22 protein-coding genes and 1 other RNA gene are annotated in these 26159 nt (G+C 59.6%); 11 read left to right on the top strand and 12 right to left on the bottom strand.

Going from position 1 to position 26159, the window contains the following annotated elements; translation table 11 throughout:
* Positions 1-22: 22 nt before the first annotated feature.
* The 7 genes from greA to grpE form a co-directional block, all read right to left on the bottom strand.
* Positions 23-499, bottom strand: a complete 477-nt coding sequence (gene greA / locus CAF74_RS15290; RefSeq protein WP_007953757.1) for a transcription elongation factor GreA — start codon at positions 497-499, stop codon at positions 23-25.
* A complete protein-coding gene (gene carB / locus CAF74_RS15285) occupies positions 496-3717 on the bottom strand; it encodes a carbamoyl-phosphate synthase large subunit (protein ID WP_007953758.1) in 3222 nt (1073 codons plus the stop codon). Before carB ends, greA begins: the two co-directional genes overlap by 4 nt.
* 126 nt (positions 3718-3843) lie before the next feature.
* Positions 3844-4980, bottom strand: coding sequence for a glutamine-hydrolyzing carbamoyl-phosphate synthase small subunit (gene carA, locus CAF74_RS15280; protein ID WP_007953761.1), 1137 nt, complete (start codon positions 4978-4980; stop codon positions 3844-3846).
* A 256-nt stretch (positions 4981-5236) separates the two neighbouring features.
* Positions 5237-6043, bottom strand: coding sequence for a 4-hydroxy-tetrahydrodipicolinate reductase (dapB, locus tag CAF74_RS15275; RefSeq protein WP_085746881.1), 807 nt, complete (start codon positions 6041-6043; stop codon positions 5237-5239).
* 9 nt (positions 6044-6052) lie between these two features.
* Complete coding sequence (gene dnaJ, locus CAF74_RS15270; protein WP_007953765.1) at positions 6053-7177, bottom strand: molecular chaperone DnaJ; 1125 nt, start codon at positions 7175-7177, stop codon at positions 6053-6055.
* 297 nt (positions 7178-7474) lie between these two features.
* A complete protein-coding gene (gene dnaK, locus CAF74_RS15265; RefSeq protein ID WP_085746880.1) occupies positions 7475-9391 on the bottom strand; it encodes a molecular chaperone DnaK in 1917 nt (638 codons plus the stop codon).
* Between the two features lie 102 nt (positions 9392-9493).
* A complete protein-coding gene (gene grpE, locus CAF74_RS15260; protein WP_085746879.1) occupies positions 9494-10063 on the bottom strand; it encodes a nucleotide exchange factor GrpE in 570 nt (189 codons plus the stop codon).
* A 240-nt stretch (positions 10064-10303) separates the two neighbouring features.
* On the opposite strand from grpE, the gene recN reads away from it, so the two are divergent.
* Entirely contained in the window at positions 10304-11977 is a 1674-nt protein-coding gene (gene recN / locus CAF74_RS15255) for a DNA repair protein RecN (protein WP_085608031.1), read from the top strand.
* A 75-nt stretch (positions 11978-12052) separates the two neighbouring features.
* Here the strand turns inward: recN and fur are convergent, their stop codons facing one another.
* Complete coding sequence (gene fur, locus CAF74_RS15250; protein WP_039769149.1) at positions 12053-12457, bottom strand: ferric iron uptake transcriptional regulator; 405 nt, start codon at positions 12455-12457, stop codon at positions 12053-12055.
* Positions 12458-12554: 97 nt separating this feature from the next.
* On the opposite strand from fur, the gene CAF74_RS15245 reads away from it, so the two are divergent.
* Positions 12555-13082, top strand: a complete 528-nt coding sequence (locus CAF74_RS15245; RefSeq protein ID WP_085746878.1) for an outer membrane protein assembly factor BamE — start codon at positions 12555-12557, stop codon at positions 13080-13082.
* 60 nt (positions 13083-13142) lie between these two features.
* Here the strand turns inward: CAF74_RS15245 and CAF74_RS15240 are convergent, their stop codons facing one another.
* The 3 genes from CAF74_RS15240 to CAF74_RS15230 are packed head-to-tail and all read right to left on the bottom strand — an operon-like array spanning position 13143 to position 15295.
* Positions 13143-13457 carry an RnfH family protein gene (locus CAF74_RS15240; RefSeq protein WP_085746877.1) on the bottom strand — a complete coding sequence of 105 codons (315 nt, stop codon included), beginning with the start codon at positions 13455-13457 and terminating at the stop codon, positions 13143-13145.
* The gene (locus CAF74_RS15235) at positions 13450-13884 is read right to left on the bottom strand and encodes a type II toxin-antitoxin system RatA family toxin (RefSeq protein WP_003221509.1); all 435 of its coding nucleotides are present in this window, start codon (positions 13882-13884) and stop codon (positions 13450-13452) included. Before CAF74_RS15235 ends, CAF74_RS15240 begins: the two co-directional genes overlap by 8 nt.
* 7 nt (positions 13885-13891) lie before the next feature.
* Positions 13892-15295: a sodium-dependent transporter gene (locus CAF74_RS15230; RefSeq protein ID WP_085746876.1), complete on the bottom strand. Its 1404-nt coding sequence runs from the start codon at positions 15293-15295 to the stop codon at positions 13892-13894.
* 119 nt (positions 15296-15414) lie between these two features.
* On the opposite strand from CAF74_RS15230, the gene smpB reads away from it, so the two are divergent.
* A complete protein-coding gene (gene smpB / locus CAF74_RS15225) occupies positions 15415-15897 on the top strand; it encodes an SsrA-binding protein SmpB (protein ID WP_007953781.1) in 483 nt (160 codons plus the stop codon).
* Positions 15898-15947: 50 nt separating this feature from the next.
* Here the strand turns inward: smpB and CAF74_RS15220 are convergent, their stop codons facing one another.
* On the bottom strand, positions 15948-16715 hold the full coding sequence (locus tag CAF74_RS15220; RefSeq protein WP_039769141.1) for an FCD domain-containing protein: 768 nt from the start codon (positions 16713-16715) through the stop codon (positions 15948-15950).
* A 262-nt stretch (positions 16716-16977) separates the two neighbouring features.
* Here CAF74_RS15220 and CAF74_RS15215 point away from each other — a divergent pair, with 262 nt between their 5' ends.
* The 8 genes from CAF74_RS15215 (at position 16978) to CAF74_RS15180 (ending at position 26032) form a co-directional block, all read left to right on the top strand.
* Positions 16978-18672 carry a lactate permease LctP family transporter gene (locus CAF74_RS15215; protein ID WP_085746875.1) on the top strand — a complete coding sequence of 565 codons (1695 nt, stop codon included), beginning with the start codon at positions 16978-16980 and terminating at the stop codon, positions 18670-18672.
* Positions 18673-18822: 150 nt separating this feature from the next.
* A complete protein-coding gene (locus CAF74_RS15210) occupies positions 18823-19647 on the top strand; it encodes a (Fe-S)-binding protein (protein ID WP_085746874.1) in 825 nt (274 codons plus the stop codon).
* A complete protein-coding gene (locus tag CAF74_RS15205; RefSeq protein ID WP_085746873.1) occupies positions 19644-21098 on the top strand; it encodes a LutB/LldF family L-lactate oxidation iron-sulfur protein in 1455 nt (484 codons plus the stop codon). The genes CAF74_RS15210 and CAF74_RS15205 overlap by 4 nt, the downstream gene beginning before the upstream one ends.
* Positions 21098-21769: a lactate utilization protein gene (locus CAF74_RS15200; RefSeq protein WP_085746872.1), complete on the top strand. Its 672-nt coding sequence runs from the start codon at positions 21098-21100 to the stop codon at positions 21767-21769. Before CAF74_RS15205 ends, CAF74_RS15200 begins: the two co-directional genes overlap by 1 nt.
* On the top strand, positions 21766-24588 hold the full coding sequence (locus tag CAF74_RS15195; RefSeq protein ID WP_085746871.1) for an FAD-binding and (Fe-S)-binding domain-containing protein: 2823 nt from the start codon (positions 21766-21768) through the stop codon (positions 24586-24588). Before CAF74_RS15200 ends, CAF74_RS15195 begins: the two co-directional genes overlap by 4 nt.
* Before the next feature lie 130 nt (positions 24589-24718).
* The gene (locus CAF74_RS15190; RefSeq protein WP_085746870.1) at positions 24719-24997 is read left to right on the top strand and encodes a hypothetical protein; all 279 of its coding nucleotides are present in this window, start codon (positions 24719-24721) and stop codon (positions 24995-24997) included.
* Positions 24998-25092: 95 nt separating this feature from the next.
* Positions 25093-25482, top strand: a transfer-messenger RNA (tmRNA) gene (gene ssrA / locus CAF74_RS15185).
* 67 nt (positions 25483-25549) lie between these two features.
* On the top strand, positions 25550-26032 hold the full coding sequence (locus CAF74_RS15180; protein ID WP_085746869.1) for an isochorismatase family protein: 483 nt from the start codon (positions 25550-25552) through the stop codon (positions 26030-26032).
* Positions 26033-26159 lie beyond the last annotated feature (127 nt).

The following is a 26159-nucleotide window of genomic DNA, read 5'->3' as shown; positions in this document are numbered from 1 at the left end:
CGCATGCAGCGGGCGCCCACCCTCAGATGTGACGGACTTCGACAATCTCGTACTCGATATCGCCACCTGGCGTTTTCACGACGACCGTATCGCCCTCTTCCTTGGCAATCAAGGCGCGAGCGATCGGCGAGCCAACCGAAATCTTGCCGAGTTTGATGTCCGCCTCATCCTCACCCACGATCTGGTAAGTGACGCTTTCATCAGTCTCGACGTTGGCGATTTCGACGGTGGTGCCGAAAATCACTTTGCCGGTGTGCGGAATGGTCGTCACATCGATGATCACCGCGTTCTGCAGGCGACCTTCGATGTCACGGATCCGCGCCTCGACCATGCCTTGCTGTTCGCGCGCGGCATGGTATTCAGCGTTTTCTTTCAAGTCACCCAACTCGCGGGCCGTACCGATGTCCTGGCTGAGCTTCGGACGAACGACCTTGGTCAAGTGAGCATGCTCTTCTTCCAGGGCCTTGGAGCCCTGGACGGTCATTGGGTATTTATTCATGCCTTCAATCCTGCGTGTAGATCCTGCAAGCGGCGCACGGTCTTCTCGGGACCGAACTTCAGCGCTTCACAGATAGCTTCGCCAGCAGCAATGGTGGTGGTGCAGTAAATCTTGTGCTGCAAGGCGTTACGGCGAATGGAATAGGAATCGGCGATCGACTGGCGACCCTCGGTGGTGTTGATGATCAGGGTGACTTCGTCATTCTTGATCATGTCGACCACGTGCGGACGACCCTCGGTCACCTTGTTCACGCGACGCACTTTCAGACCTGCGGCTTCGATCAGCTTGGCAGTGCCGGCAGTGGCGACGACTTCGAAGCCCAAGTTGATCAGATCACGGGCCACGCCTGCAACCAGTGGCTTGTCATCGTCGCGCACGCTGATGAATGCGGTACCGCCGGTCGGCAGCACTTCGCTGGCGCCCATCTGGGCTTTGGCAAAGGCTTCGCCGAAGGTGTCGCCGACGCCCATCACTTCACCGGTGGACTTCATCTCTGGGCCGAGAATCGGGTCAACACCTGGGAACTTGGCGAACGGGAACACCGCCTCTTTCACGCTGTAGAAGTTCGGGATGATTTCCTTGGTGAAGCCGATTTCCTTCAGGGTTTTACCGGCCATGACGCGGGCCGCGATCATCGCCAGGGAAACACCGATGCACTTCGACACGAACGGTACGGTACGGGAAGCACGCGGGTTGACTTCGATGACGTAGATGTCTTCGCCTTGCAGCGCCAACTGAACGTTCATCAGGCCGACCACGCCCAGTTCCAGGGCCATTTTCTTGACCTGTTCGCGCATCTCGTCCTGGATGTGCGCCGGCAGCGAGTACGGCGGCAACGAGCACGCGGAGTCACCGGAGTGAACGCCCGCCTGTTCGATGTGCTGCATGATCGCGCCGATCACTACGTCCTTGCCGTCGCAGACCGCATCCACGTCCATCTCGATGGCGCAGTTGAGGAAGTGGTCGAGCAGCACCGGGCTGTCGTTCGACACTTGCACCGCGTCACGCAGGTAACGCTTGAGTTCTTCTTCCTTGTAAACGATTTCCATCGCCCGGCCGCCCAGTACATAGGACGGACGCACCACCAGCGGGTAACCGATCTTCGCGGCAGCGCGAACAGCTTCGTCTTCGCTGCGCACGGTGGCGTTTGGCGGCTGACGCAGGTTCAGGCGCTCGACCATTTGCTGGAAGCGCTCACGGTCTTCGGCACGGTCGATGGCGTCAGGGCTGGTGCCGATAATCGGCACGCCAGCAGCTTCCAGGGCGCGAGCCAGCTTCAGAGGCGTCTGGCCGCCGTACTGGACAATCACGCCTTTCGGCTTCTCGACGCGGCAGATTTCCAGCACGTCTTCCAGGGTCACCGGCTCGAAGTACAGACGGTCGGAAGTGTCGTAGTCAGTGGAAACGGTTTCCGGGTTGCAGTTGACCATGATGGTCTCGTAACCGTCATCGCGCAGCGCCAGTGCCGCGTGAACGCAGCAGTAGTCGAACTCGATGCCCTGACCGATACGGTTCGGGCCACCGCCGAGGATGATGATTTTGTCGCGACCGGACGGCGCAGCTTCGCACTCTTCCTCGTAGGTCGAGTACAGATAGGCGGTGTCGGTGGCGAACTCGGCCGCGCAGGTGTCCACGCGCTTGTAGACCGGGAACACTTCCAGCTTGTGGCGGTGAGTGCGCAGGTTTTTCTCGGTGACGCCCAGCAGCTTGGCCAGACGCTGGTCGGAGAAACCTTTGCGCTTGAGCTTGTACATCAGATCGCGGTCGATAGCGGACAAACCGAGGGTCTTGACCTTCTCTTCGTCCTTGATCAGGTCTTCGATCTGCACCAGGAACCACGGATCGATCATGTTCATGCCGAAGATTTCTTCGACGGTCATGCCGGCGCGGAAGGCGTCCGCCACGTACCAGATACGCTCGGCGCCCGGCACGGTCAGTTCGCGCTTGAGCACGCTCATGCTTTCCGGGTTGCTCAGGTCGACTTTCTCGTCCAGACCGCAAACGCCCACTTCCAGACCGCGCAGGGCTTTCTGCAGGGATTCCTGGAAGGTACGGCCGATGGCCATGACTTCACCGACCGACTTCATCTGGGTGGTCAGGCGCGCGTCAGCGTTGGCGAACTTCTCGAAGGCGAAGCGCGGCAGCTTGGTCACGACGTAGTCGATGGACGGCTCGAAGGACGCCGGGGTACGGCCGCCGGTGATGTCGTTCTGCAGTTCGTCGAGGGTGTAACCGACGGCCAGCTTGGCCGCGATCTTGGCGATCGGGAAACCGGTGGCTTTCGAGGCCAGAGCCGACGAGCGGGATACACGCGGGTTCATCTCGATCACGACCATACGGCCGGTGTCCGGGCAGATACCGAACTGAACGTTGGAACCGCCGGTCTCGACGCCGATCTCGCGCAGTACCGCCAGCGAGGCGTTGCGCAGGATCTGGTATTCCTTGTCAGTCAGGGTCTGAGCCGGGGCAACGGTGATCGAGTCACCGGTGTGCACGCCCATCGGGTCGAAGTTTTCGATCGAGCAGACGATGATGCAGTTGTCCTTTTTGTCGCGGACAACTTCCATTTCATATTCTTTCCAGCCGATCAGCGATTCGTCGATCAGCAGTTCCTTGGTTGGCGACAGGTCCAGACCACGGGCGCAGATTTCTTCGAACTCTTCACGGTTGTAAGCGATACCGCCACCGGTGCCGCCCATGGTGAAGGACGGACGGATGATGCACGGGAAGCCCAAGCGTTCGAGCACCGCGTTGGCTTCTTCCATGCTGTGGGCGATACCGGAACGCGGGCATTCCAGGCCGATGGCTTTCATCGCCTTGTCGAAACGCGAACGGTCTTCAGCCTTGTCGATGGTGTCGGCGTTGGCACCGATCATCTCTACGCCGAACTTCTCCAGAACACCTTCGCGCTCCAGGTCCAGAGCGCAGTTCAGAGCAGTCTGGCCGCCCATGGTTGGCAGCACGGCATCCGGACGCTCTTTCTCGATGATCTTGGCAACGGTCTGCCACTTGATCGGCTCGATGTAGGTCGCGTCGGCCATGTCCGGGTCGGTCATGATGGTGGCCGGGTTGGAGTTCACCAGGATGACGCGGTAACCCTCTTCGCGCAGGGCTTTACAGGCCTGGGCGCCGGAGTAGTCGAATTCGCAGGCCTGGCCGATAACGATCGGGCCAGCGCCGAGAATCAGGATGCTTTTAATGTCTGTACGTTTTGGCATGGGTTTGTCACTCAAATCCGCAGGTCAGTCGGCAAGCCGTCTTGATCGATTTCTGAAGTCCCGAGGGGGCCGCCGGTTCCGGGGCCGCCCTCGAGGGGCTTCTCGCTACAGTCTCAAGGCGAGCGCTTAGCGTCGCTTGGCCATCTCGTTGATGAAGCGGTCAAACAGAGGGGCCACATCGTTCGGGCCCGGGCTCGCTTCAGGGTGACCCTGGAAGCTGAACGCGCTCTTGTCGGTGCGCTCGATACCTTGCAGGGTGCCGTCGAACAGCGATTTGTGGATCGCGCGGACGTTGGCTGGCAGGGTTTCTTCGTCAACCGCGAAGCCGTGGTTCTGGCTGGTGATCATCACGACGCCCGTGTCCAGATCCTGCACCGGGTGGTTGGCACCGTGGTGGCCGTGGCCCATTTTCAGGGTCTTGGCACCGGAGGCCAGAGCCAGCAGCTGGTGGCCGAGGCAGATGCCGAAGACCGGAATTTCGGTTTCCAGTACTTCCTTGATCGCCTTGATCGCGTAGTCGCAAGGCTCCGGATCACCAGGGCCGTTGGACAGGAACACGCCGTCCGGTTTCAGAGCCAGTACGTCGGCAGCCGGAGTTTGCGCTGGAACAACAGTGACGCGGCAGCCGCGCTCGACCAGCATGCGCAGGATGTTGACCTTGACGCCGTAGTCATAGGCAACCACGTGGTAAGGCAGCTCGGAGGCTTCGATGGTCGCGTGGCTGTCGGTTTTCAGATCCCAGACAGTGGAGCGCCATTCGTATTGGGTCTTGGTGCTGACGACTTTCGCCAGGTCCATGCCCTTCAGGCCCGGGAAGCCTTGCGCCGCGGCGATGGCCGCTTCTTCGGAGATGTTGTCGCCGGCCATGATGCAGCCGTTCTGTGCGCCTTTTTCACGCAGGATGCGGGTCAGGCGGCGGGTGTCGATACCGGCGATCGCCACAACGTTGTTGGCTTTCAGGTAATCGGACAGGGACATCGTGTTACGCCAGTTGCTCGCTACCAGCGGCAGGTCACGGATGACCAGGCCAGCGGACCAGACGCGATCGGACTCGGCATCTTCCGGCGTGGTGCCGGTGTTGCCGATGTGCGGGTAAGTCAGGGTAACGATCTGTTGGGCGTAGGAAGGATCGGTAAGGATTTCCTGATAGCCGGTCATTGCGGTGTTGAACACCACCTCACCAACGGTCTGACCGTCGGCTCCAATGGCTTCGCCGCGAAAAATGCTGCCATCAGCAAGGGCGAGTATGGCTGGCTTAGTCAAGAAGACCTCCCGTAAATAACGCATGAAAGGGCAATCGCAGGTTGTAAAAAAGCGGAGTGACGTATGGACACGTCACCCCGCTTCTTCACTGAATTATTCTGCGCGCTTTTAGTGGACACACTAAAGCTGTAGCTTACAGAAAAAGGGTTTTTTGGTCTACCGCCAATGAGGCCGAAAGGCCGGAGAATGCGACAGGGCGTCGCTCAGCGGATTGAAACCGGCACAAACAGGGCGTTTGCGCCGGATTCAGAACATCTCAATGCAGGTCGAGCACGTCCTGCATGTCGTACAAACCAGGCTCACGAGCATCCAGCCACAACGCCGCACGCACCGCGCCCTTGGCGAACGTCATGCGACTCGAAGCCTTGTGCGTGATCTCCAGTCGCTCGCCCTCGCAGGCGAACAATACCGTGTGATCACCCACCACATCACCACCGCGAACAGTGGCGAAGCCGATGGTTTCGCGCTCACGAGCACCGGTGTGGCCTTCACGACCATAGACCGCGACTTTCTGCAGATCACGATCCAGCGCATTGGCGATCACTTCACCCATGCGCAGGGCCGTACCCGACGGCGCATCAATCTTGTGCCGGTGATGGGCTTCGATGATTTCGATGTCCGCATCATCCGCCAACACCCGTGCCGCCATGTCGAGCAGCTTCAGCGACAGATTGACGCCGACACTGAAGTTGGCGGCGAAGACGATCGGGATATCCTTGCCCGCGTCGGCCAGCAATTGCTTCTGCGCGGCATCCAGCCCGGTCGTGCCGATCACCATCGCCTTGCCGGCCTTGCGGCAGAAGGCCAGGTTTTTCAGCATCACTTCCGGCAGGGTGAAGTCGATCAACACATCGAACTCCTCCGCCACTGATTCCAGATTCCCGGACAGCGGCACGCCGATTCGACCGAGCGAAGCCAGCTCACCGGCATCCACACCGATCAGCGTACTGCCAGGGCGGACGATCGCGGCCGTCAGACCGGTCAGCGGCGCGCGCTGCTGCACCGCCTCGACCAGAATCTTGCCCATGCGCCCGGCAGCGCCCATCACAGCTATACGTCGCATGCCGACTCCTTACAGATCGCCGAAGAAGCGCTTCACACCGTCGAACCAACCGGTGGTTTTCGGGGAATGGCTGTTGTCGTCCGCCAGGGAGCTGCGGAACTCTTCCAGCAGCTCACGCTGACGACGGTTCAGATTGACCGGGGTCTCAACGGCCACACGACACATCAGGTCGCCTGCACCACCACCACGCACCGGCGCAACGCCCTTGCCGCGTACGCGGAACTGCTTGCCGGTCTGCGTCCCTTCCGGAATCTTCAGTTTTACGCGACCGTCGAGGGTCGGAATTTCCAGCTCGCCGCCCAGGGCTGCGTCGACGAAGCTGATCGGCACTTCGCAGAACAGGTGCTTGCCGTCACGCTGGAAGATGTCGTGTTCGCGGACGTTGATCACCACGTACAGGTCGCCGGTCGGCCCACCCTGAGTGCCCGCCTCGCCTTCACCGGACAGACGAATGCGGTCACCGGTGTCGACACCGGCCGGCACTTTGACGGAAAGGGTTTTGTATTCTTCGACGCGACCGTCGCCGTGGCAGGAATCGCACGGATCGGAAATGATCTTGCCCTGACCATGGCATCGCGGGCAGGTCTGCTGCACCGAGAAGAAGCCTTGCTGCATGCGTACCTGACCGATGCCGCCGCACGTCGGGCACGTCGATGGCGACGAGCCTTTCTTGGCACCCGATCCATCACATGGTTTGCAATTGACCAATGTCGGAACGCGGATATTCACGGTCGTACCGCGTACCGCTTCTTCCAGGTTCAGCTCCAGGGTGTAACGCAAATCGCTGCCGCGCTGAGCGCCGCCACGGGAACCGCCGCGACCGCCACCGAAGAAGTCACTGAAGACATCACCGAAGATGTCGGAGAAGTTCTGACCGCCGAAGCCTGCACCGCCGCCACCCATGCTCGGGTCGACGCCGGCATGACCGTACTGGTCGTACGCTGCACGCTTGCTGGAATCGGACAGCACTTCGTAGGCTTCGTTGGCCTCTTTGAACAGTTCTTCCGACGCTTTGTCATCGGGATTACGGTCCGGGTGATGCTTCATCGCCAGACGGCGATAGGCCTTTTTCAGGTCTGCTTCGCTTGAGCCGCGCTCAACACCCAACACTTCGTAATAGTCACGCTTAGCCATAAGTTCTTCATACTCTTGAGGACGTTCGGCAAACCCCTCCTGAGCTTCGCCAAACTCGTTGAGCCCCAATACAGGCCCGGACCCAACTCACGTCAATTCAACGATCCTGGTCTTTGGTTCATGCGGTATTTGCGGCGCGAAAAGCAGGAGCATTCCCGGCCATACCGCCAGCACCCGAACCTTGTCGCATGCTGTAAAAATTCGCGTATTCCAGATACGCCAACGCGGGAGCAAGCTCCCGCGCGGCGACATCCTACCAGTCACCGCCGCAAGGCAGTCAACCGGGCGACCAACAACTTACTTGTGGTCTTTGACTTCTTCGAACTCGGCATCGACAACATCGTCAGCCTTTTCAGCTTTCTCGTCGTGCGGTGCCGCGCCTTCAGCAGGCTGAGCCTGTTCGGCGTACATCTTCTGGGCAACCGGCGCAGAGACTTTCGACAACTCTTCAACTTTGGCGTCGATGGCAGCCTTGTCGTCGCCTTTGACGGCGGCTTCCAGGGCAACCACGGCCGCTTCGATTGCAGTCTTCTCTTCTGCAGTCACTTTGTCGCCAGCGTCAGCGATCATCTTGCGAGTCGAGTGAACCAGTGCATCACCCTGGTTACGGGCAGCGGCCAGCTCTTCGAACTTGCGGTCTTCCTCGGCGTTCAGCTCGGCGTCGCGCACCATCTTCTGGATTTCTTCATCCGACAGACCAGAGTTGGCCTTGATGGTGATCTTCTGCTCTTTGCCAGTCGCCTTGTCCTTCGCACCTACGTGCAGGATGCCGTTGGCGTCGATGTCGAAGGTCACTTCGATCTGCGGCACACCACGTGGAGCAGGTGGAATGTCGGCCAGGTCGAACTTGCCCAGGGACTTGTTCTGCGCGGCTTGCTTGCGCTCGCCTTGCAGGACGTGAATGGTCACGGCGCCCTGGTTGTCGTCGGCCGTCGAGAACACTTGCGATTTCTTGGTAGGAATCGTGGTGTTTTTCTCGATCAGCGCGGTCATCACGCCACCCATGGTTTCGATACCCAGGGTCAGCGGGCTGACGTCGAGCAGCAGAACGTCTTTCACGTCACCGGCCAGAACGGCGCCCTGGATCGCAGCACCCATGGCAACGGCTTCGTCCGGGTTCACGTCTTTACGTGCTTCTTTACCGAAGAAATCGGTAACTGCCTTCTGCACCAGTGGCATACGAGTCTGACCACCAACCAGAATCACGTCGTCAATTTTGCTGGCGTCGATACCGGCGTCTTTCAGAGCAATACGGCACGGCTCGATGGTACGGTTCACCAGATCTTCGACCAGCGACTCGAGCTTGGCACGAGAGATCTTCACGTTCAGGTGCTTAGGACCAGTCGCATCTGCTGTGATGTACGGCAGGTTGACGTCGGTCGACTGCGAAGAAGACAGCTCGATCTTGGCTTTCTCAGCGGCTTCTTTCAGACGCTGCAAGGCCAGAGGATCGTTCTTCAGGTCCATGCCGGACTCTTTCTTGAACTCGTCGACGAGGTAGTCGATCAGGCGCATGTCGAAGTCTTCACCACCCAGGAAGGTGTCACCGTTGGTGGCCAGCACTTCGAACTGGTGCTCGCCGTCAACTTCAGCGATTTCGATCACGGAAACGTCGAAAGTACCACCACCCAGGTCGTAAACGATCACGGTGTGATCGCCCTTGGCCTTGTCCATGCCATAAGCCAGAGCGGCTGCGGTTGGTTCGTTGATGATACGTTTTACGTCCAGACCCGCGATGCGACCAGCATCTTTAGTCGCCTGACGCTGACTGTCGTTGAAGTAGGCCGGAACGGTGATCACCGCTTCAGTCACAGCTTCGCCGAGGTAGTCTTCGGCGGTCTTCTTCATCTTTTTCAGGACTTCGGCGCTGATTTGCGGCGGAGCCATCTGCTTGCCGGAGGCCTCGACCCAGGCGTCACCATTGTTAGCCTTGACGATCTTGTAAGGCACCAGCTTGATGTCTTTCTGTACAACTTCTTCGTCGAAGCGGCGGCCAATCAGGCGCTTCACTGCGAACAGTGTGTTGTGCGGGTTGGTCACAGCCTGACGCTTGGCCGACTGACCCACCAGAATTTCACCATCATTGGCGTAAGCAATGATCGACGGCGTGGTACGCGCGCCTTCGGCGTTCTCGATAACTTTGGCTACGCCATTTTCCAGCACGGAGACGCAGGAGTTGGTAGTCCCCAGGTCGATACCGATAATTTTGCCCATGTTCACTCTCCCGAAACTTTGGATTTTTTTGCCGCAGCAGTGGTGGCTGACTGCGGTAATACTTAAACGCTTGACTTGTAAATGGGGGCCTTGCGGCTAATTTCAAGCCTTCTCGTCAATCGAAGGCGAAACTGGCGCCGGCGCCTTGCTGACCACGACCATCGCCGGACGCAGCAGGCGACCGTTGAGCTGGTAGCCCTTCTGGAACACCTTCAGAATGCTGTTCGGCTCCAGATCAGCACTTTCCTGCATGGCCATCGCCTGATGCTCCACGGCATTGAACGGTTCGCCTTCCTGCGGGCTTACAGCGACAAGCTGATAGCGCGTGAGGGTGTCGTGAAACATTTTCAGGGTCAGCTCGATGCCTTCGCGCATCGGACGGATGCTTTCGTCATCAGGGCTAGACAGCTCGAGACCACGCTCCAGGCTGTCGACGATCGGCAGCAGATCGCCGGCGAATTTTTCCAGCGCAAACTTGTGCGCCTTTTCGACATCCTGCTCGGCACGGCGGCGGACGTTCTGCAGATCGGCAGCTACGCGCAGCGATTGATCCTGCGCGGCGGCCAATTGCTCTTCGAGCACTTGTACACGGGTCGCCAGGTCATCACCCGAAGTCTCGGGCGCCTGATTGGCTTCTGGGTTTTGCGTATCTACTGTCTGTTCGTCAGCCATAGAATTCTCCTTTCAATATCGTCCGCGAGTTCGATTCGCGCTTCTGCCCCGATATATGGGGCCGCAAAATCAGGCTTCAAGGGCTGACAACGATTAACCCTACAAAAAAGTGCTGCATTGCCATTCCCTGGCGCGATAGGCATTTGATCGGATCATCCCCATCGACCTCGGCGAGGGCATTGTCAGCCCGAAACAAAACACTGTATAAATAACCAGACCTGAAGCCTGGGAGCGGCCTTTATGCTGGTGCACCTGTCCGTACACAACTACGCCATCGTTGAACATCTCGATCTCGAACTTGATCGCGGCATGAGCGTGATTACCGGGGAAACCGGCGCTGGCAAGTCGATCATGCTCGACGCCCTGGGCCTGACGCTCGGTGATCGCGCCGACAGCGGCGTGGTTCGACCGGGCGCCGACAAGGCCGATATCCTGGCGACCTTCGATCTGGCCGACATTCCCGAGGCCAGCGCTTGGCTCGCGGAACGCGACCTGGAAATCGACGGCCCGTGCATCCTGCGCCGGGTCATCACGTCCGAAGGTCGCTCACGCGGCTATATAAATGGCACGCCCTGCCCGCTCGGCGACCTTAAGGCTCTCGGTGAGCTGCTGATCGATATCCACAGCCAGCACGAACACCAATCCCTGCTCAAGACCGACACCCACCGGCGCCTGCTCGACGAATACGCCGGGGCCACCGATCTGGCGCGCCAGGTTCACCTGGCCGCCCAGCGCTGGCGCCAGACCCGTCAGGAGCTGGAGCGCCTTTCCAATTCCGGCGACGAACAGCGCGCGCGCCATCAGTTGCTCAGCTACCAGCTCGAAGAACTGGAAAACCTCGGCCTCGGCGAAAACGAACTGGAAGAACTGGAACAGGAACACAAGAACCTGACCAACGCCGAAACCCTGCTTGGCATCTGCCGGCAAGTGGTCGAGCAATGCAGCGAAAGCGATTCCGGCAACGTGTTGAATGCCCTGACGGCCAGCCTCAATCGCCTGTCGAGCGTGAACAATTCGGTCGGCGCGCTGGGTGAGGCGAGCAGCCTGCTGACCAGCGCGCAGATCCAGGTCGAAGAAGCCGTCGGCGAGCTCAATCGTTTTCTCGACAACTTCGACGCCGATCCGGCGCGCCTGCAATATCTGGAAGAGCGCCTGGACTCCATTTACACACTGGCGCGCAAACACCGCATTCAACCGACTGAAGTGGCAGAGATGCAGCAGAAGCTGCTCGACGAAATCGAAGCCCTCGACGCCAACGATGAATCCATCGAACGTCTCGCCGAGGAGCTTGCATCCTATGCCCGCCACTATCAGGAAAAGGCTCGGGAACTCAGTGAGCTGCGTCACCAGGCGGCCGGCAGCCTGGCCAGCGCGGTGGAGCAGGAGATTCAGCGTCTGGGCATGCCCGGCGGTCGCTTTACCATCGAATTGCGCGCCAACAACAGCAGCGAACTACAACCCAATGGCCTGGAGCAAGTTGAACTGCTGGTCAGCGCCAACCCTGGCCAACCCCTGAAGGCCCTGGCCAAAGTGGCCTCCGGCGGTGAGCTGTCACGGATCAGCCTGGCCATCCAGGTGATTACTGCCCAGACCTCTCGCGTACCGACGCTGGTGTTCGACGAAGTGGACGTGGGCATTGGCGGTCCGACGGCCGAAATCGTCGGCCAGTTGCTGCGCCGCCTCGGGGATCGCGGACAGGTACTGACGGTCACACACTTGCCGCAAGTCGCGGCCCAGGGACATCAGCACCTGTTCGTGCATAAAGTGCGCGGCGAGCAGGCGACTCACACGGCCGTTTCGAAGCTGAGCAAGAATGACCGTATAGAAGAAGTCGCGCGGATGCTTGGCGGCATCGATCTGACCAAAGAGTCTTTGGCGCACGCGAAAAAGATGGTCGTTACCGCAAAGGTTTAAGCACGCCAGAAAGCACGAAGGCGACCCTTGGGTCGCCTTCGCTCGTTTCGCGAACCTGAAATTCGCGCGACATGCTTACTTTTTGTTGCGTACGTACAGTACGAGATTGTGATCAACCATCTCGTAACCGTGCTTCTCGACGATCGCCTTCTGAAGTTTTTCGATTTCTTCGTCGAAGAATTCGATGACTTCGCCCGACTCCACGTTAACCATATGGTCGTGGTGGCCACCGTCGGCCAATTCGAATACCGCGTGGCCGCCGTCGAAGTTGTGACGGACCACGAGGCCAGCCGCTTCGAACTGGGTCAGAACACGGTAAACCGTGGCCAGACCGACGTCCTCACCAGCTTCCATCAACGCCTTGTAGACGTCCTCGGCACTCATGTGACGCTGCTCTGTAGAGTCGAGCATTTGCAGGATCTTGACCCGTGGCAGGGTCACTTTGAGGCCGGCTTTGCGTAGTTCGCTATTTTCAACCATGGTCAGCTTTCTCGCGATGCTGCTTCGCAGCTTCTCTTAATGCGGGTATGATCGGCGTTTACGTTGTCCCAGCCAAGATAGTGGAAGTCGCCCACCGATGCAAAACACCAAGCTCTTGCTAACCAGTTTCACCTTTGTGGGACTGCTCGCACTCGCCGGTTGTTCATTCCCCGGGGTTTACAAAATCGACATCCAGCAGGGCAATGTCGTCACGCAGGACATGATAGACCAGTTACGCCCGGGAATGACCCGGCCGCAAGTACGGTTTATCATGGGCAACCCTCTGCTTGCCGACACGTTCCATGCCAACCGCTGGGATTATCTGTACAGCCTGCAACCTGGTGGCGGTGAACGTCAGCAGGAACGCATGAGTGTCATTTTCGACTCGAATGACCGTCTTGTCAGCCTGTCCGGTGACTTCATGCCGGGCGTCAGCCGTGATGAAGCCATTCTCGGCAAGGACAGTGGCACCAGCGTGACCACTCCTGCTGAAAACGCCGAGCAGCCGAAACCGGAAAAACCGGCCAAGCCAGGCTCCTTGCTGGATCAGATCCAGAAGGACGTCGATGGTGTGGAAACCGTTCCGGTTCCAACGCCAGAACCGCTGGACACCTCGCCGCAATAATTTGCGACGCAATAAAAAACCCGGAAATTCCGGGTTTTTTATTGCCTGCAGATCAGCGCATCACTGATTTCTGGCTTTAGCCTCGGCAGCCTTGGCGGCACGCAATCGGCGCACCTCTTTCGGATCAGCCAACAGTGGTCGATAGATCTCGATGCGATCACCTTCCTGAACCTGTCGAGTATCCGGATCAGCAATCACTTTGCCGAATATCCCCAAAGGACAGCTCTTCAGATCCAGCTCCGGAAATTCAGCATCAATCCCGGACGCCATCAGCGCCGCACGCACCGTCGTACCTTCGGCAACACTGGTTACACGCAACACCTGCCGATCAACCGCCGCATACACCACTTCGATTTCGATCACCGGCTCAACCATGCATCTGCTTGGCGCGCTGGCAGAACGCATCCACCAGCGTATTGGCTGCCTGATTGAACAAAGGCCCGAGCGTCGCGCGGACCAGCGGCCCGGCGTAGTCGAAGGACAGATCCAGACTGATCTTGCAGGCCTTCTCGTTCAGCGCCTTGAACACCCAGACGCCGTGCAGTTGATTGAACGGCCCCTCCTCCAGGTTCATCTCAATCGACTGCCCCGGCACCAGCGTATTACGCGTCACGAAGTGCTGACTGAGACCACCCTTGGCCACGCCGACACTGGCGCGCATATGCTCAGGCGAGCTTTCAAGGACTTCTGCAGACGAGCACCACGGCAAAAACTCCGGGTAACGCGCCACGTCATTGACCAGATCGTAGAGAAATTGCGCCGGGTAAGGCAGCAGCGCCGATCGTTGAATATGTGTCGTCATGTAAGCGTCACTTCCAGAGCTGGGCGGCAAACACTACAAGAATGCCGATGGGCGCCACATAGCGCATCAAAAACAGAGACAGGGCGAACAGCGCCGGGCTGCGAATCGACAACTCGTCACGCACCGCCTCACGCCCCATCACCCAACCGGCAAACAGCACGAAGCACAGCCCGCCGAGCGGCAACATGATCCGCGAGGTGAAGAAGTCGATCACCCCAAAAAAGTCCAGGCCACCGGCCGCACCCCATTGGTAGAGATGGAACACCCCGCCATCGTTCACGAAAAATTTGGCTTCCTTCCAGATATTGAAGGAAAACACCGTGCCCAGGCCGACGAACCAGCAAGTGAAGGCCAACCAGAATGTCACCCAGGCACGACTGATTTTAGTCCGCTCGACCAGATAGGCGACCATCGGCTCCAGCAGGGAAATCGCTGAGCTCCAGGCGGCAATGGCCACCAGAACGAAGAACACCACGCCCATCAACTGGCCGAACAGCACGTTACCGAACGCAAATGGCAGGCTGACGAACATCAGCCCCGGGCCTTCGCTCGGGTTCAAACCACCGGCGAACACAATCGGAAACAAGGCCAGACCGGCCACCAGCGAAACAAAGGTATCGAGCAGCGCCACACCGACGACCGTGCCGGACAGCGAGGCTTCCTTGGTCATGTAGGCGCCGTAGATCATGATCGAGCCCACGCCCACGCTCAGGGAGAAGAACGCGTGGCCCATGGCCGGCAGCAAGCCGTCGAGGACTTTTTCCGGATGGAAGTCGAACATGAAATGCACGCCCTCCATGAAATGCCCGGTAGTCATGCTGTAGCCCAGCAGCACCAGCACCATCACGAACAGCAGCGGCATCATGATCCGCAGGCTGCGCTCGAGCCCGGCGACCACGCCCTTGGCGATCACTACTGCAGACAACAGCATGAAAACCGTGTGCCAAAGTGTCAGGCGCCACGGATCGGAGATGACATTACCGAAATACGCCCCGACCTGATCGGCCGTAGCGCCCTGGAAGTCTCCGCGCCCCATATCAATGATGTAATCCAGCGACCAGCCGCCGACCACACTGTAAAAAGACAGGATCAGCAACGCCGTGATCATCCCGGCGAACGCGCCCCACGACCACTTTCCCGAGTGCCCCGCTTCCAGCGCCAGCACCTTCAGGGCATTTGCCGGACTCTGACGGGCACGCCGGCCGATCAGGGTTTCGGCGAGCATCACCGGGATGCCGATCAACGCAATACAGGCCAGAAACATCAGCACGAAGGCGCCGCCACCGTAGACCCCGACCATGTAGGGGAATTTCCAGATGCTGCCCAATCCCACGGCCGAACCGGTCGCGGCGAATATGAAAACCCAGCGGCTAGCCCAACTGCCGTGGACAGAAACCTTGTCTGTCGACATCGTTTATCACGCCCAAGCGTTAGAAAAAGAGGCCGCATTGTCCGGGATTCACTCAACCTGCTCAAGCACGCAGCATCACCGTAGCCGACAGCCGTTTATCTCCATATAATGCCGCCCCTATGGCTAAACAGAAGAAACACCCAACAGGGACCATCGCGCAGAACAAAAAGGCGCGACACGATTACTTCATCGAGCACAAGTTCGAGGCTGGTCTGGTCCTGGCCGGCTGGGAAGTAAAAAGTCTGCGGGCAAGCAAGCTGCAACTGGTCGACAGTTACGTGCTGCTCAAGGATGGCGAAGCCTGGCTGCTTGGCAGCCACATCACGCCTCTGATGACCGCCAGCACCCACGTCATTGCCGACCCGGTGCGTACCCGCAAGTTGCTGCTCAACCGCCGCGAACTGGACAAGCTCGCCGCCGCCGTGCAGCAGAAGGGTTACGCCTGCGTGTGCCTGTCCTGGTACTGGAGCAAGCACATGGTCAAGTGCGAGATCGCACTGGGCAAGGGCAAGAAGGAATACGACAAGCGTGACACCGAACGCGAACGCGACGCCGGTCGCGAGTTACAGCGTGCGGTGCGCAACAAGGGCAAGGAAGACTGATTCTTCTGCCTGAATGACCGTTCCCGCGCCTCGCACGGGAGCGGTCTTTTTTACATCCCTTTACGTCGCTCGGCGCGAGCCATGCGCTGCACTTCCTGACGCACCTCTTCCAGCACTTCTTGCACATACAGAATGTGTCGGCTGGACACCTCACGCGCCTGTTCCGCGCGCCCCTCGATAATCGCCAGATACAACTCCCGATGCTGGGTGATCAGCATGTCGCGGGTTTCCGTGCGCTGCTTGTACATGCCACCGATGTTGGTCACGACGTTGCGCTTGAGCAGATCGAACAGCCCGCGAATGGTGTGCAGCAACACCGCGTTATGACTGGCTTCGGCAATCGCCAGGTGGAATTTCGCATCCGCCGCGCCCTCTTCCGCCCGGCTCACTTCGTCATGACGCGAATAGCAGTCCTGTAACTCTTCAAACGCAGCCGTCAGCCGTTCACGATCCACATCCGTGGCGCGCAATGCTGCGTAATAGGCACACGATGCCTCCAGCGTGTGGCGAAATTCCAGCAGATCGCGCTGCGCCTCGGGATTGCTTTCCAGCAATTGCAGCAGCGGATCGCTGAACGTCGAACCGAGGCTTTCCACGACATAGTTGCCGCCGCCCTGCTTGCTGACCAGCAACCCCTTGGCCGCAAGCTTCTGAATCGCCTCGCGCAAAGAGGGCCGGGAAACGCCGAACTGTTCCGCCAGAGTCCGCTCGGCCGGCAGACGCTCGCCAGACTTCAGCGTGCCCTCGAGAATCATCCCTTCCAGTCGCTCGACAATGTCGTCAGACAAACGGCGCTGACGTATCTGATCAAACCCCATCACTCAACTCTCCACCATCCCGACCGCTCGCCGGGCTCTCTATTCTGGCCTATCGACGCTGCGCCGACACCTGCCAGATGACGCCAATACAACCGGTGCAATCCGACTCGCCGTACGGTTGTTCGACAAAAGTTTTAGGGCGGCAAATTGACACACCGACATCAAGGCTTTTACCCTAGCCAACAGCGATTGTAAATTGGTCTTACCAATTAACCAAGAACGCTGACAGTGCCTGACCAACAACAATTAGGGGCCACCCCATATGCAAACCTGGCAACAGCTCTACAGCCCGCTCGGCAGTCTCGGCGTGTCCGCACTCGCGGCCGTCATCCCCATCGTTTTCTTCTTTCTCGCCCTGGCGGTGTTCCGCCTCAAAGGTCATGTAGCCGGCAGCATCACGCTCGCCTTGGCGATCCTTGTGGCGATCTTCGCGTTCCAGATGCCGGTCGACATGGCGTTCGCCGCTGCCGGATATGGCTTCGCCTATGGTCTGTGGCCGATTGCCTGGATCATTGTGGCCGCGGTGTTCCTGTACAAACTGACGGTCAAGAGCGGTCAGTTCGAGGTCATCCGCAGCTCGGTGCTGTCGATCACTGACGACCAACGCCTGCAGGTGCTGCTGATCGGTTTCTGCTTCGGCGCCTTCCTCGAAGGTGCCGCCGGCTTCGGCGCGCCAGTGGCGATTACCGCTGCGCTGCTGGTTGGCCTGGGTTTCAACCCGCTGTACGCCGCCGGCCTGTGCCTGATTGCCAACACCGCACCGGTGGCGTTCGGCGCATTGGGAATTCCGATCATCGTGGCCGGGCAAGTCACCGGCATCGACGCGTTCAAGATCGGCGCCATGACCGGCCGCCAACTGCCGCTGCTGTCGCTGTTCGTGCCGTTCTGGCTGGTGTTCATGATGGATGGCCTGCGCGGCGTGCGTGAAACATGGCCAGCCGCACTGGTTGCTGGCCTGAGCTTCGCCGTGACCCAATACTTCACTTCGAACTTCATCGGCCCGGAATTGCCGGACATCACGTCGGCCCTGGCCAGTCTGATTTCGCTGACCCTGTTCCTGAAGGTCTGGCAACCGAAACGTGCCGCCGGCCAGCACATCGTCGGCGCCGTATCCGCTTCGGTGGTCTCCGCCAGCGTCGGCGGTTTCGGCCAGAAGCGCACCACCGTCGCTTCGCCTTACAGCCTTGGGGAAATTTTCAAAGCGTGGTCGCCGTTCCTGATCCTCACCGTGCTGGTGACCATCTGGACCCTCAAACCCTTCAAGGCCATGTTCGCCGCCGGCGGTTCGATGTACGCCTGGGTGTTCAACTTCGCGATTCCGCACTTGGATCAACTGGTCATCAAGACCGCGCCGATCGTTGCCGCCCCGACCGCGATTCCGGCCGTGTTCAAACTCGACCCGATTTCCGCGACCGGCACTGCGATTTTCTTCTCCGCGCTGATCTCGATGCTGGTGCTGAAGATCAATTTCAAAACTGGTCTGACCACTTTGAAAGAGACCTTCTACGAACTGCGCTGGCCGATCCTGTCGATCGGCATGGTGCTGGCGTTTGCCTTCGTCACCAACTATTCCGGCATGTCCTCGACCATGGCTCTGGTGCTGGCCGGTACTGGCGCAGCGTTTCCGTTCTTCTCGCCGTTCCTCGGCTGGCTCGGCGTGTTCCTGACCGGTTCCGATACCTCGTCCAACGCCCTGTTCAGTTCGCTGCAAGCGACCACCGCGCACCAGATCGGGGTCAACGACACCCTGCTGGTGGCGGCCAATACCAGCGGCGGCGTGACCGGCAAAATGATTTCGCCACAATCGATCGCCGTGGCCTGCGCCGCGACCGGGCTGGTGGGCAAGGAATCCGATCTGTTCCGCTTCACCCTCAAGCACAGCCTATTCTTTGCCACGATCGTCGGCCTGATCACGTTGGCCCAGGCCTATTGGTTTACCGGCATGCTGGTGCATTAAGACTACAAGCGACATGGAAATAACCGACGCCGGTTCGTGATTCCGGCGTCAGCAATTCACAACCCGGTCTGTAAGGCTGCTGAAAGCAACGCGCTCTATATTCGGCAGCCTCAACAGACGGATAACCGGGCCCACCCGGAGACACGCCTGATGAGCGAGCTTTTTTACAACGCTGTGCCCAACGCCACTCGCGTCGCACCGCCACTGCCCGAACCCCGGCAATACCCCAGCGAGAAACCGTCGCGGGTCTACCTGTTCGGCACGTGCGTGGTCGACCTGTTCTATCCGGAAGCCGGGATGGACGCGATCCACTTGCTGGAGCGCGAAGGCATCCGGGTCGACTACCCGCAAGGGCAGAGCTGCTGCGGACAACCGGCCTACACCTCGGGTTACACCGAGCAGGCACGGGCGGTGGCGCGCTCGCAACTGGCGCTGTTTGCCGGGGACTATCCGGTGGTGGTGCCGTCGGGTTCGTGCGCCGGAATGATCCGCGAGCATTACGCCGACTTGTTCAAGGACGAGCCGGAAACGCTGAAACAGGTTCAGGCCCTCGCGGCCCGCACCTATGAATTGGCCGAGTTTCTGCTGTTCGTCTGCAAGGTGCAGCTCAAGGACAGTGGCGAGCCGGTGAAAGTGGCGCTGCACACCTCGTGTTCGGCGCGACGGGAAATGAACACCCACCTGCACGGCCGCGAGTTGTTGGCGCAGCTGAGCAACGTGGAACGGGTCAACCACGATCACGAAAGCGAATGCTGTGGCTTCGGTGGGACATTCAGCGTCCGTATGCCAGACATTTCCGGCGCGATGGTGGCTGACAAGACCCGGGCGTTGAAGGAATCCGGCGCGCATCAGGTACTCAGCGCCGACTGCGGCTGCTTGATGAACATCAACGGCTCGCTGGAAAAACAGAAGGAAGCGCTGCGCGGGCAACACCTGGCGAGCTTCCTCTGGCAACGAACCGGAGGTGCGCGATGAGCACTTCCACGATTATTCCTACGGTTGCCGTAGAAGAAGATTTCCGCACCCGGGCACACAACGCCCTGGGCGACTCGCAGTTACGGAACAACTTCCGCACTGCGATGGATTCACTGATGACCAAGCGGGCAGCGGCTTTCAGCGATGCCCACGAAAGAGAACACTTGCGCGCCCTGGGCAACTCGATCAGGGCGCGTGCGCTCTCCAAGTTGCCCGACCTGCTCGAGCAACTGGAACAGAACCTGACCCGCAACGGTGTGACAGTGCACTGGGCGGAAACGGTGGACGAGGCCAATGGCATCGTTCTTTCGATCATCCGCGCTCACGAGGCGCGGCAAGTGATCAAGGGCAAATCGATGGTCAGCGAAGAGATGGAGATGAACCATTTCCTCGAGGCTCGGGACATTGAATGTCTGGAGTCCGACATGGGGGAGTACATCGTCCAGCTCGACCACGAGAAGCCTTCTCACATAATCATGCCGGCAATCCACAAGAATGCCGGTCAGGTCGCGTCCTTGTTCCACGACAAACTTGGCGTGGAATACACCAAGGACGTTGACCAACTCATTCAGATCGGTCGCAGGGTCCTGCGGCAGAAATTCTTCGAAGCGGACATCGGCGTTTCCGGTGTCAACTTCGCCGTGGCCGAAACCGGCACCCTGCTGCTGGTGGAAAACGAAGGCAACGGCCGCATGACCACCACCGTGCCGCCGGTGCACATCGCCGTCACCGGCATCGAAAAGGTCGTGGAAAACCTGCGCGACGTGGTGCCGCTGCTGTCATTGCTGACCCGCTCGGCGCTGGGCATTCCGATCACCACCTACGTCAACATGATCTCCGGCCCGCGCAAGGAACACGAACTCGACGGCCCGCAGGAAGTGCATCTGGTACTGCTCGACAACGGTCGCAGCCAGGCCTTCGCCGACAGTGAACTGCGCCAGACGTTGAATTGCATCCGCTGCGGCGCCTGCATGAATCATTGCCCGGTCTACACCCGCGTCGGCGGCCATACCTATGGCGAGGTTTATCCCGGCCCGATCGGCAAAATCATCACCCCGCACATGGTCGGCCTGGCGAAAGTCCCGGATCACCCGAGCGCTTCTTCGTTATGCGGCGCCTGCGGTGAAGTGTGTCCGGTAAAAATTCCTATTCCTGCACTGCTGCGCCGCCTACGCGAAGAGAACGTCAAATCCCCCGACAGTCCTCATCAAGTGATGCGCGGCCAGGGCAGCAAGTATTCGCGCAAGGAACGCTTCATCTGGAACGCCTGGGCGAAGCTCAACAGCTCGCCGACCCTGTATCGACTGTTTGCGTTTTTCGCCACACGCCTGCGCGCGCTGACGCCAAACAACGTCGGCCCGTGGACACAAAATCACAGCGCGCCGAAACCCGCCGCCCGCTCACTGCATGACATGGCTCGCGAACACCTGGCCAAACAAGGAGACCGTTGATGAGCGCCAAGCAAAACATCCTCGGCAAGTTAAGGAAAAGCCTGACCGGCACCACGCCGATTGCCGACAACTTCGACGTCGATCTGGTGACCCAGCCTTACACCTACAGTGCCGAACAACGGATCCCGCAACTGCGCAAACTGATGGAAGCGGTGCACACCGAAATCCACCTGACCTCCGCTGAAGCGTGGCCGGCGCTGCTGGCGCAACTGCTGCGCGACCGCCAGTTGCCGAGCCTGCTGATCGCACCGACTACACCTCACGGGCAACGGATCACACAACACTGGGCGAACAATCCTGATCTGCCGGCGCTGAAATCCTACGACCGGCCGATGGAAGAGTGGAAAGCCGAGTTGTTCAACGACACCCCGGCCAGCCTCACCGGCACCCTCGGCGCCATCGCCGCCACCGGCAGCCTGATTCTCTGGCCGACCCGCGAAGAACCCCGGCTGATGAGCCTGGTGCCACCGGTGCATTTCGCCCTGCTCAAGGCCAGCCAGATCCGCGACAACTTCTATCAGGTGCAGCAGGAATTCGAGTGGGCGCAAGGCATGCCGACCAACGCGCTGCTGGTGTCCGGCCCGTCGAAAACTGCCGACATCGAACAAGTCCTGGCTTACGGCGCTCACGGCCCGAAAGACCTGGTGGTATTGATCCTGGAGGACCAATGACCTTACCGGCGACTTTCCTGCGCGATGCGCAGCAACTGATTCCAGCCGAACGGCGTTTCGACGATCCGCTGTCGACCCTGGCCTTCGGCACCGACGCCAGCTTCTACCGGTTGATTCCACAACTGGTGATCCGCGTCGAATCCGAAGATGAAGTGGTAGCGCTGCTGAAACTGGCCCAGCGCGATCAGGTCCCGGTGACCTTCCGCGCCGCCGGCACCAGCCTGTCCGGCCAGGCGATCAGCGATTCGGTGCTGATCGTGCTGGGGGATAACTGGAACGCCCGGGAGATCCGAGGGCAAGGCACGCAAATCCGCCTGCAACCGGGCGTGATCGGTGCCCAGGCCAATGCATGGCTGGCGCCATTCGGACGCAAGATCGGTCCGGATCCGGCGTCGATCAACGCCTGCAAGATCGGCGGCATCGTCGCCAACAACGCCAGCGGCATGTGCTGCGGCACCGCGCAAAACACCTATCACACGCTGGCGGGAATTCGTCTGGTGTTGGCCGACGGCACACGTCTCGACACCGAAGATGCCGCCAGCGTCGAGGCGTTTCGAGTCAGCCACGGTGAATTGCTGGAACGTCTGGCGACCTTGGGCCGTGAGACCAGCGCCAATGCCGAACTGGCCGCGCGAATCCGCCACAAATACCGTCTGAAAAATACCACCGGCCTGTCGCTCAACGCCCTGGTGGATTTCGATGAGCCTGTGGATATCTTGAGCCACTTGCTGGTCGGCTCCGAAGGCACTCTCGGTTTCATCAGCGCCGTGACTTACGACACGGTGATCGACCATCCGAACAAGGCCTCGGCGCTGATCGTATTCCCGGATGTGGAAACCTGCTGCAACGCCGTCACCGTGCTGAAAAGCCAACCGGTGTCCGCCGTAGAACTGCTCGACCGCCGCAGCCTGCGCTCGGTGCAGGACAAACCCGGCATGCCGGCTTTCGTACAGCAGCTGTCGAACAATGCCTGCGCGTTGTTGATCGAATCCCGCGCCGCCTCTTCCACTTTGCTGCAGGAGCAACTGGCGCAGATCATGGCGTCGCTCAATGGCTTCCCGGTGGAAAAGCAGGTCGACTTCACCGAAGACCCGGTCGAAAACGCCCGCCTCTGGGCGATCCGCAAAGACACCTTCCCCGCCGTCGGCGCCGTACGCAAGACCGGCACCACGGTGATCATCGAAGACGTTACCTTCCCGGTGGAGCAACTGGCGATCGGCGTGAACCGTCTGATCGAGCTGTTCGACAAACATAACTACGACGAAGCGATCCTTTTCGGACACGCGCTGGAAGGTAATCTGCACTTCGTCTTCACCCAAGGCTTCAACAGCGCGGAAGAAGTCGCACGCTATCAGGCGTTCATGGACGACGTGGCGCAACTGGTGGCCGTGGAGTTTGGCGGTTCGCTGAAGGCGGAACACGGCACCGGACGCAACATGGCGCCCTTCGTCGAACTCGAATGGGGCAGCGACGCCTATCAATTGATGTGGCAGCTCAAACGCCTGCTCGACCCCAACGGCATTCTCAATCCGGACGTGGTGCTCAGCGAAGACCCGCAGATCCACCTCAAGCACCTGAAACCGCTGCCGGCGGCCGACGAGATTGTGGATAAATGCATCGAGTGCGGTTTCTGCGAGCCGGTCTGCCCCTCGAAAGGCCTGACCCTGAGCCCGCGCCAGCGCATCGTGATCTGGCGCGACATCCAGGCAAGAAAACGCGCCGGAATCGACACCACCGAACTGGAAAAAGCCTACGAGTACCAGGGCATCGATACCTGCGCCGCGACCGGTTTGTGTGCGCAACGCTGCCCTGTAGGCATCAATACCGGCGAGCTGGTGAAAAAGCTTCGCGGCCGTCACGCCACACATACGAAAACCGCCAGCTTGATCGAAGGAAATTTCGCCACCACCCTGCAAGGTGCGCGTTTCACCCTGCATGTGGCCAACGGTGCGCGGATGTTGTTGGGTGCGCCGCGACTGGCGAATCTGTCAGCGACCCTGACGCGGCTGTCCAAAGGTCAGGTGCCGCTGTGGACCAACGCGATGCCGCAACCGGAAAAAGCCATTCGCTTCAGCCCGGCCGTGTCGGACGAACGCCCGCGCGTTGTGTACCTGGCGGCCTGTGTGTCGCGAGTAATGGGGCCGGCAGCGGGCGACAAGGAGCAGATGTCGCTGTACGACAAAACCCGTGGTCTGCTGGAAAAGGCCGGTTATCAGGTGGTGTTCCCGGACAATCTGGACAACCTCTGCTGCGGTCAGCCTTTCGCGTCCAAGGGCTATGCCGAACAGGCCGAACACAAGCGTCAGGAGCTGATCGGCGCATTGCTCCAGGCCAGTCGCGGCGGGCTTGATCCGATCTATTGCGACACCAGCCCCTGCACGTTGCGACTGGTACAGGACGTGGGAAATGTTCGCCTGGATCTGTATGACCCTGTGCGATTCATCCGTACGCATCTGATGGATCGTCTGGAGTTCACGCCGCAGGAAGCACCGATTGCCGTTCACGTGACCTGCAGTACTCAGCATCTGGGGGAAAGCCAGGCGCTGATCGACCTCGCGCGCAAATGCAGCAAGAACGTGGTGATCCCGGAAGGCATTCACTGCTGCGGTTTCGCCGGCGACAAGGGTTTCACCACGCCGGAGCTCAACGGCCACTCACTGCGAACGCTCAAACATGCGGTGCAACAGTGCAGCGAGGGGATTTCCACCAGCCGCACCTGTGAGATCGGTCTGACACAACACGGCGGAATTGACTACCACGGTCTGGTGTATCTGGTGGACCGGGTGACCCGGGCCAAAGCCCCCGCAACTGCCGTCTGAAGAAAAATAGAACCCTTGCGAGCGACCGCAGTCCACAGAACAGGCCCCGAACAATCGGGGCTTGTCCTCCATTCGGTTGCCCGTCCTGACGGCCAGCGAAGTCTGGATACCTCAGTTCAAGGAGATTCATATGAAACGTTCTGTACTGTTAGGTCTGTTCGTTACTGCCTCGATGATGGCGTCTGCTTCGTTCGCCGCCGACAAGCCCGCCGATTTGTGCGATGCCAATCTGCAAACCATCAACAACGCCAAGGCGCAGGCAATGGCCTCACCCGACCTGAATCAACGGGTAGAGGCCAGCGTGCAAAAGGCCCAGGCACTCAAGTCCCAGGGCAAGATCGACGAATGCGTGGCTGAAACCCAGCAAACCATTCTGGAAATCCGTAAAACCAGCGGAACCAACAACTGATCGAAGCTCAGGTCAACCTTCGGGTTGGCCTTGTGAGCCGTTTGGCGTACACTGCGCAGGCTTGTTGCTCACAAGATCCACAGAGCACCAGGCTCGGGGCCGTTTAGGATTCGACGCCGGTTGCGAAACTCTAGGTGCATGCCGACTTGGTAACAGAAGTCGTAAATCCACTGTTGCAACTTCTTATAGTTGCCAATGACGACCAATACGGTGCTGCTCTCGCTGCTTAATTGCAGCTGACATGCACTCCTGGTACCTTCGGGTCCAGCAATCATCAGGGGATGTCTGTAAACCCAAAATGATTGTCATATAGAACAGAATCGCCGTGCAGTACGTTGTGGACGAAGCGGCTAAAACTTACACAACTCGCCCAAAGCACCCTGCCCGTCGGGTCGCTGAGGGTTAACTTAATAGACACGGCTACGCATGTAGTACCGACAGCGGAGTACTGGCGGACGGGGGTTCAAATCCCCCCGGCTCCACCAACTCTCAACGACAAGGCCCGCCCAGTGCGGGCCTTGTTGCATCTGGAGATTCATCCCCGGAGACCTCATGCGCCAAGCACTGCTGATCATCGACGTCCAACCCAGCTTCTCCCCGCCGCAATGGCTGATCGACGGCATTCAATCACTGATCGGCAAACTGCCCAGCATCGCAACAGTCGAACGCCATGATGAAACCCGCACACCATTCCAGCGTCAGCTCGGCTGGCACCCGGCGGCGGACGATGACAGCCTGATCGCCGCAGACCGCATCTTCATCAAATACGGCTACGCGCCCTCCCCGGACACAATCGAATACCTGAAAAGCCTGAATCTGGATCGCGTGGTGGTCTGCGGCCTGCAAACCGAAACCTGCTGCCTCGCTGCCGGGTTTGCGCTGTTCGATGCCGGTTTGCAGCCGACGCTGCTCACGGATCTGACGGTGGGTTCTTCGTTGGATCGTTCGGGCGGGCTGGGGGTGCGGTTGTGGGAACATCACTTCAAGCACACGCTCACGTCGGGTGAACTTCGCTCCTGTCTGCAGGCGTCCTAGGAAATTTCCCGCAGCACGCGTCGACTTTCATGAGCTGGTTCAAGATGCTTCCAAACGCTAGTCTTCGCGCTCCGCTGCAACCCGGCAGATGGTTTACCAAAGGAATTCGCCGGGAGCCTGAAATCAT

It is taken from the genome of Pseudomonas sp. R45(2017) (genome assembly GCF_002112305.1).
Classification (GTDB): Bacteria; Pseudomonadota; Gammaproteobacteria; order Pseudomonadales; family Pseudomonadaceae; genus Aquipseudomonas; species Aquipseudomonas paraglycinae.
The sequence above is the reverse complement of the archived record's forward strand: the minus strand, read 5'-3'. Positions and strand labels throughout refer to the sequence as shown.

What these genes read in the sequence shown, in the direction of transcription:
- CAF74_RS15210 (WP_085746874.1), top strand. Translation starts at nt 18,823, where the DNA reads ATGAGCGAGCTTTTTTACAACGCTGTGCCCAACGCCACTCGCGTCGCA.
- CAF74_RS15195 (WP_085746871.1), top strand. Translation starts at nt 21,766, where the DNA reads ATGACCTTACCGGCGACTTTCCTGCGCGATGCGCAGCAACTGATTCCA.
- CAF74_RS15190 (WP_085746870.1), top strand. Translation starts at nt 24,719, where the DNA reads ATGAAACGTTCTGTACTGTTAGGTCTGTTCGTTACTGCCTCGATGATG.
- CAF74_RS15245 (WP_085746878.1), top strand. Translation starts at nt 12,555, where the DNA reads ATGCAAAACACCAAGCTCTTGCTAACCAGTTTCACCTTTGTGGGACTG.
- CAF74_RS15215 (WP_085746875.1), top strand. Translation starts at nt 16,978, where the DNA reads ATGCAAACCTGGCAACAGCTCTACAGCCCGCTCGGCAGTCTCGGCGTG.
- CAF74_RS15230 (WP_085746876.1), bottom strand. Translation starts at nt 15,295, where the DNA reads ATGTCGACAGACAAGGTTTCTGTCCACGGCAGTTGGGCTAGCCGCTGG.
- CAF74_RS15240 (WP_085746877.1), bottom strand. Translation starts at nt 13,457, where the DNA reads ATGGTTGAGCCGGTGATCGAAATCGAAGTGGTGTATGCGGCGGTTGAT.
- carB (WP_007953758.1), bottom strand. Translation starts at nt 3,717, where the DNA reads ATGCCAAAACGTACAGACATTAAAAGCATCCTGATTCTCGGCGCTGGC.
- CAF74_RS15180 (WP_085746869.1), top strand. Translation starts at nt 25,550, where the DNA reads ATGCGCCAAGCACTGCTGATCATCGACGTCCAACCCAGCTTCTCCCCG.
- dapB (WP_085746881.1), bottom strand. Translation starts at nt 6,043, where the DNA reads ATGCGACGTATAGCTGTGATGGGCGCTGCCGGGCGCATGGGCAAGATT.
- grpE (WP_085746879.1), bottom strand. Translation starts at nt 10,063, where the DNA reads ATGGCTGACGAACAGACAGTAGATACGCAAAACCCAGAAGCCAATCAG.
- CAF74_RS15235 (WP_003221509.1), bottom strand. Translation starts at nt 13,884, where the DNA reads ATGACGACACATATTCAACGATCGGCGCTGCTGCCTTACCCGGCGCAA.
- smpB (WP_007953781.1), top strand. Translation starts at nt 15,415, where the DNA reads ATGGCTAAACAGAAGAAACACCCAACAGGGACCATCGCGCAGAACAAA.
- recN (WP_085608031.1), top strand. Translation starts at nt 10,304, where the DNA reads ATGCTGGTGCACCTGTCCGTACACAACTACGCCATCGTTGAACATCTC.
- fur (WP_039769149.1), bottom strand. Translation starts at nt 12,457, where the DNA reads ATGGTTGAAAATAGCGAACTACGCAAAGCCGGCCTCAAAGTGACCCTG.
- CAF74_RS15220 (WP_039769141.1), bottom strand. Translation starts at nt 16,715, where the DNA reads ATGGGGTTTGATCAGATACGTCAGCGCCGTTTGTCTGACGACATTGTC.
- dnaJ (WP_007953765.1), bottom strand. Translation starts at nt 7,177, where the DNA reads ATGGCTAAGCGTGACTATTACGAAGTGTTGGGTGTTGAGCGCGGCTCA.
- greA (WP_007953757.1), bottom strand. Translation starts at nt 499, where the DNA reads ATGAATAAATACCCAATGACCGTCCAGGGCTCCAAGGCCCTGGAAGAA.
- dnaK (WP_085746880.1), bottom strand. Translation starts at nt 9,391, where the DNA reads ATGGGCAAAATTATCGGTATCGACCTGGGGACTACCAACTCCTGCGTC.
- CAF74_RS15200 (WP_085746872.1), top strand. Translation starts at nt 21,098, where the DNA reads ATGAGCGCCAAGCAAAACATCCTCGGCAAGTTAAGGAAAAGCCTGACC.
- CAF74_RS15205 (WP_085746873.1), top strand. Translation starts at nt 19,644, where the DNA reads ATGAGCACTTCCACGATTATTCCTACGGTTGCCGTAGAAGAAGATTTC.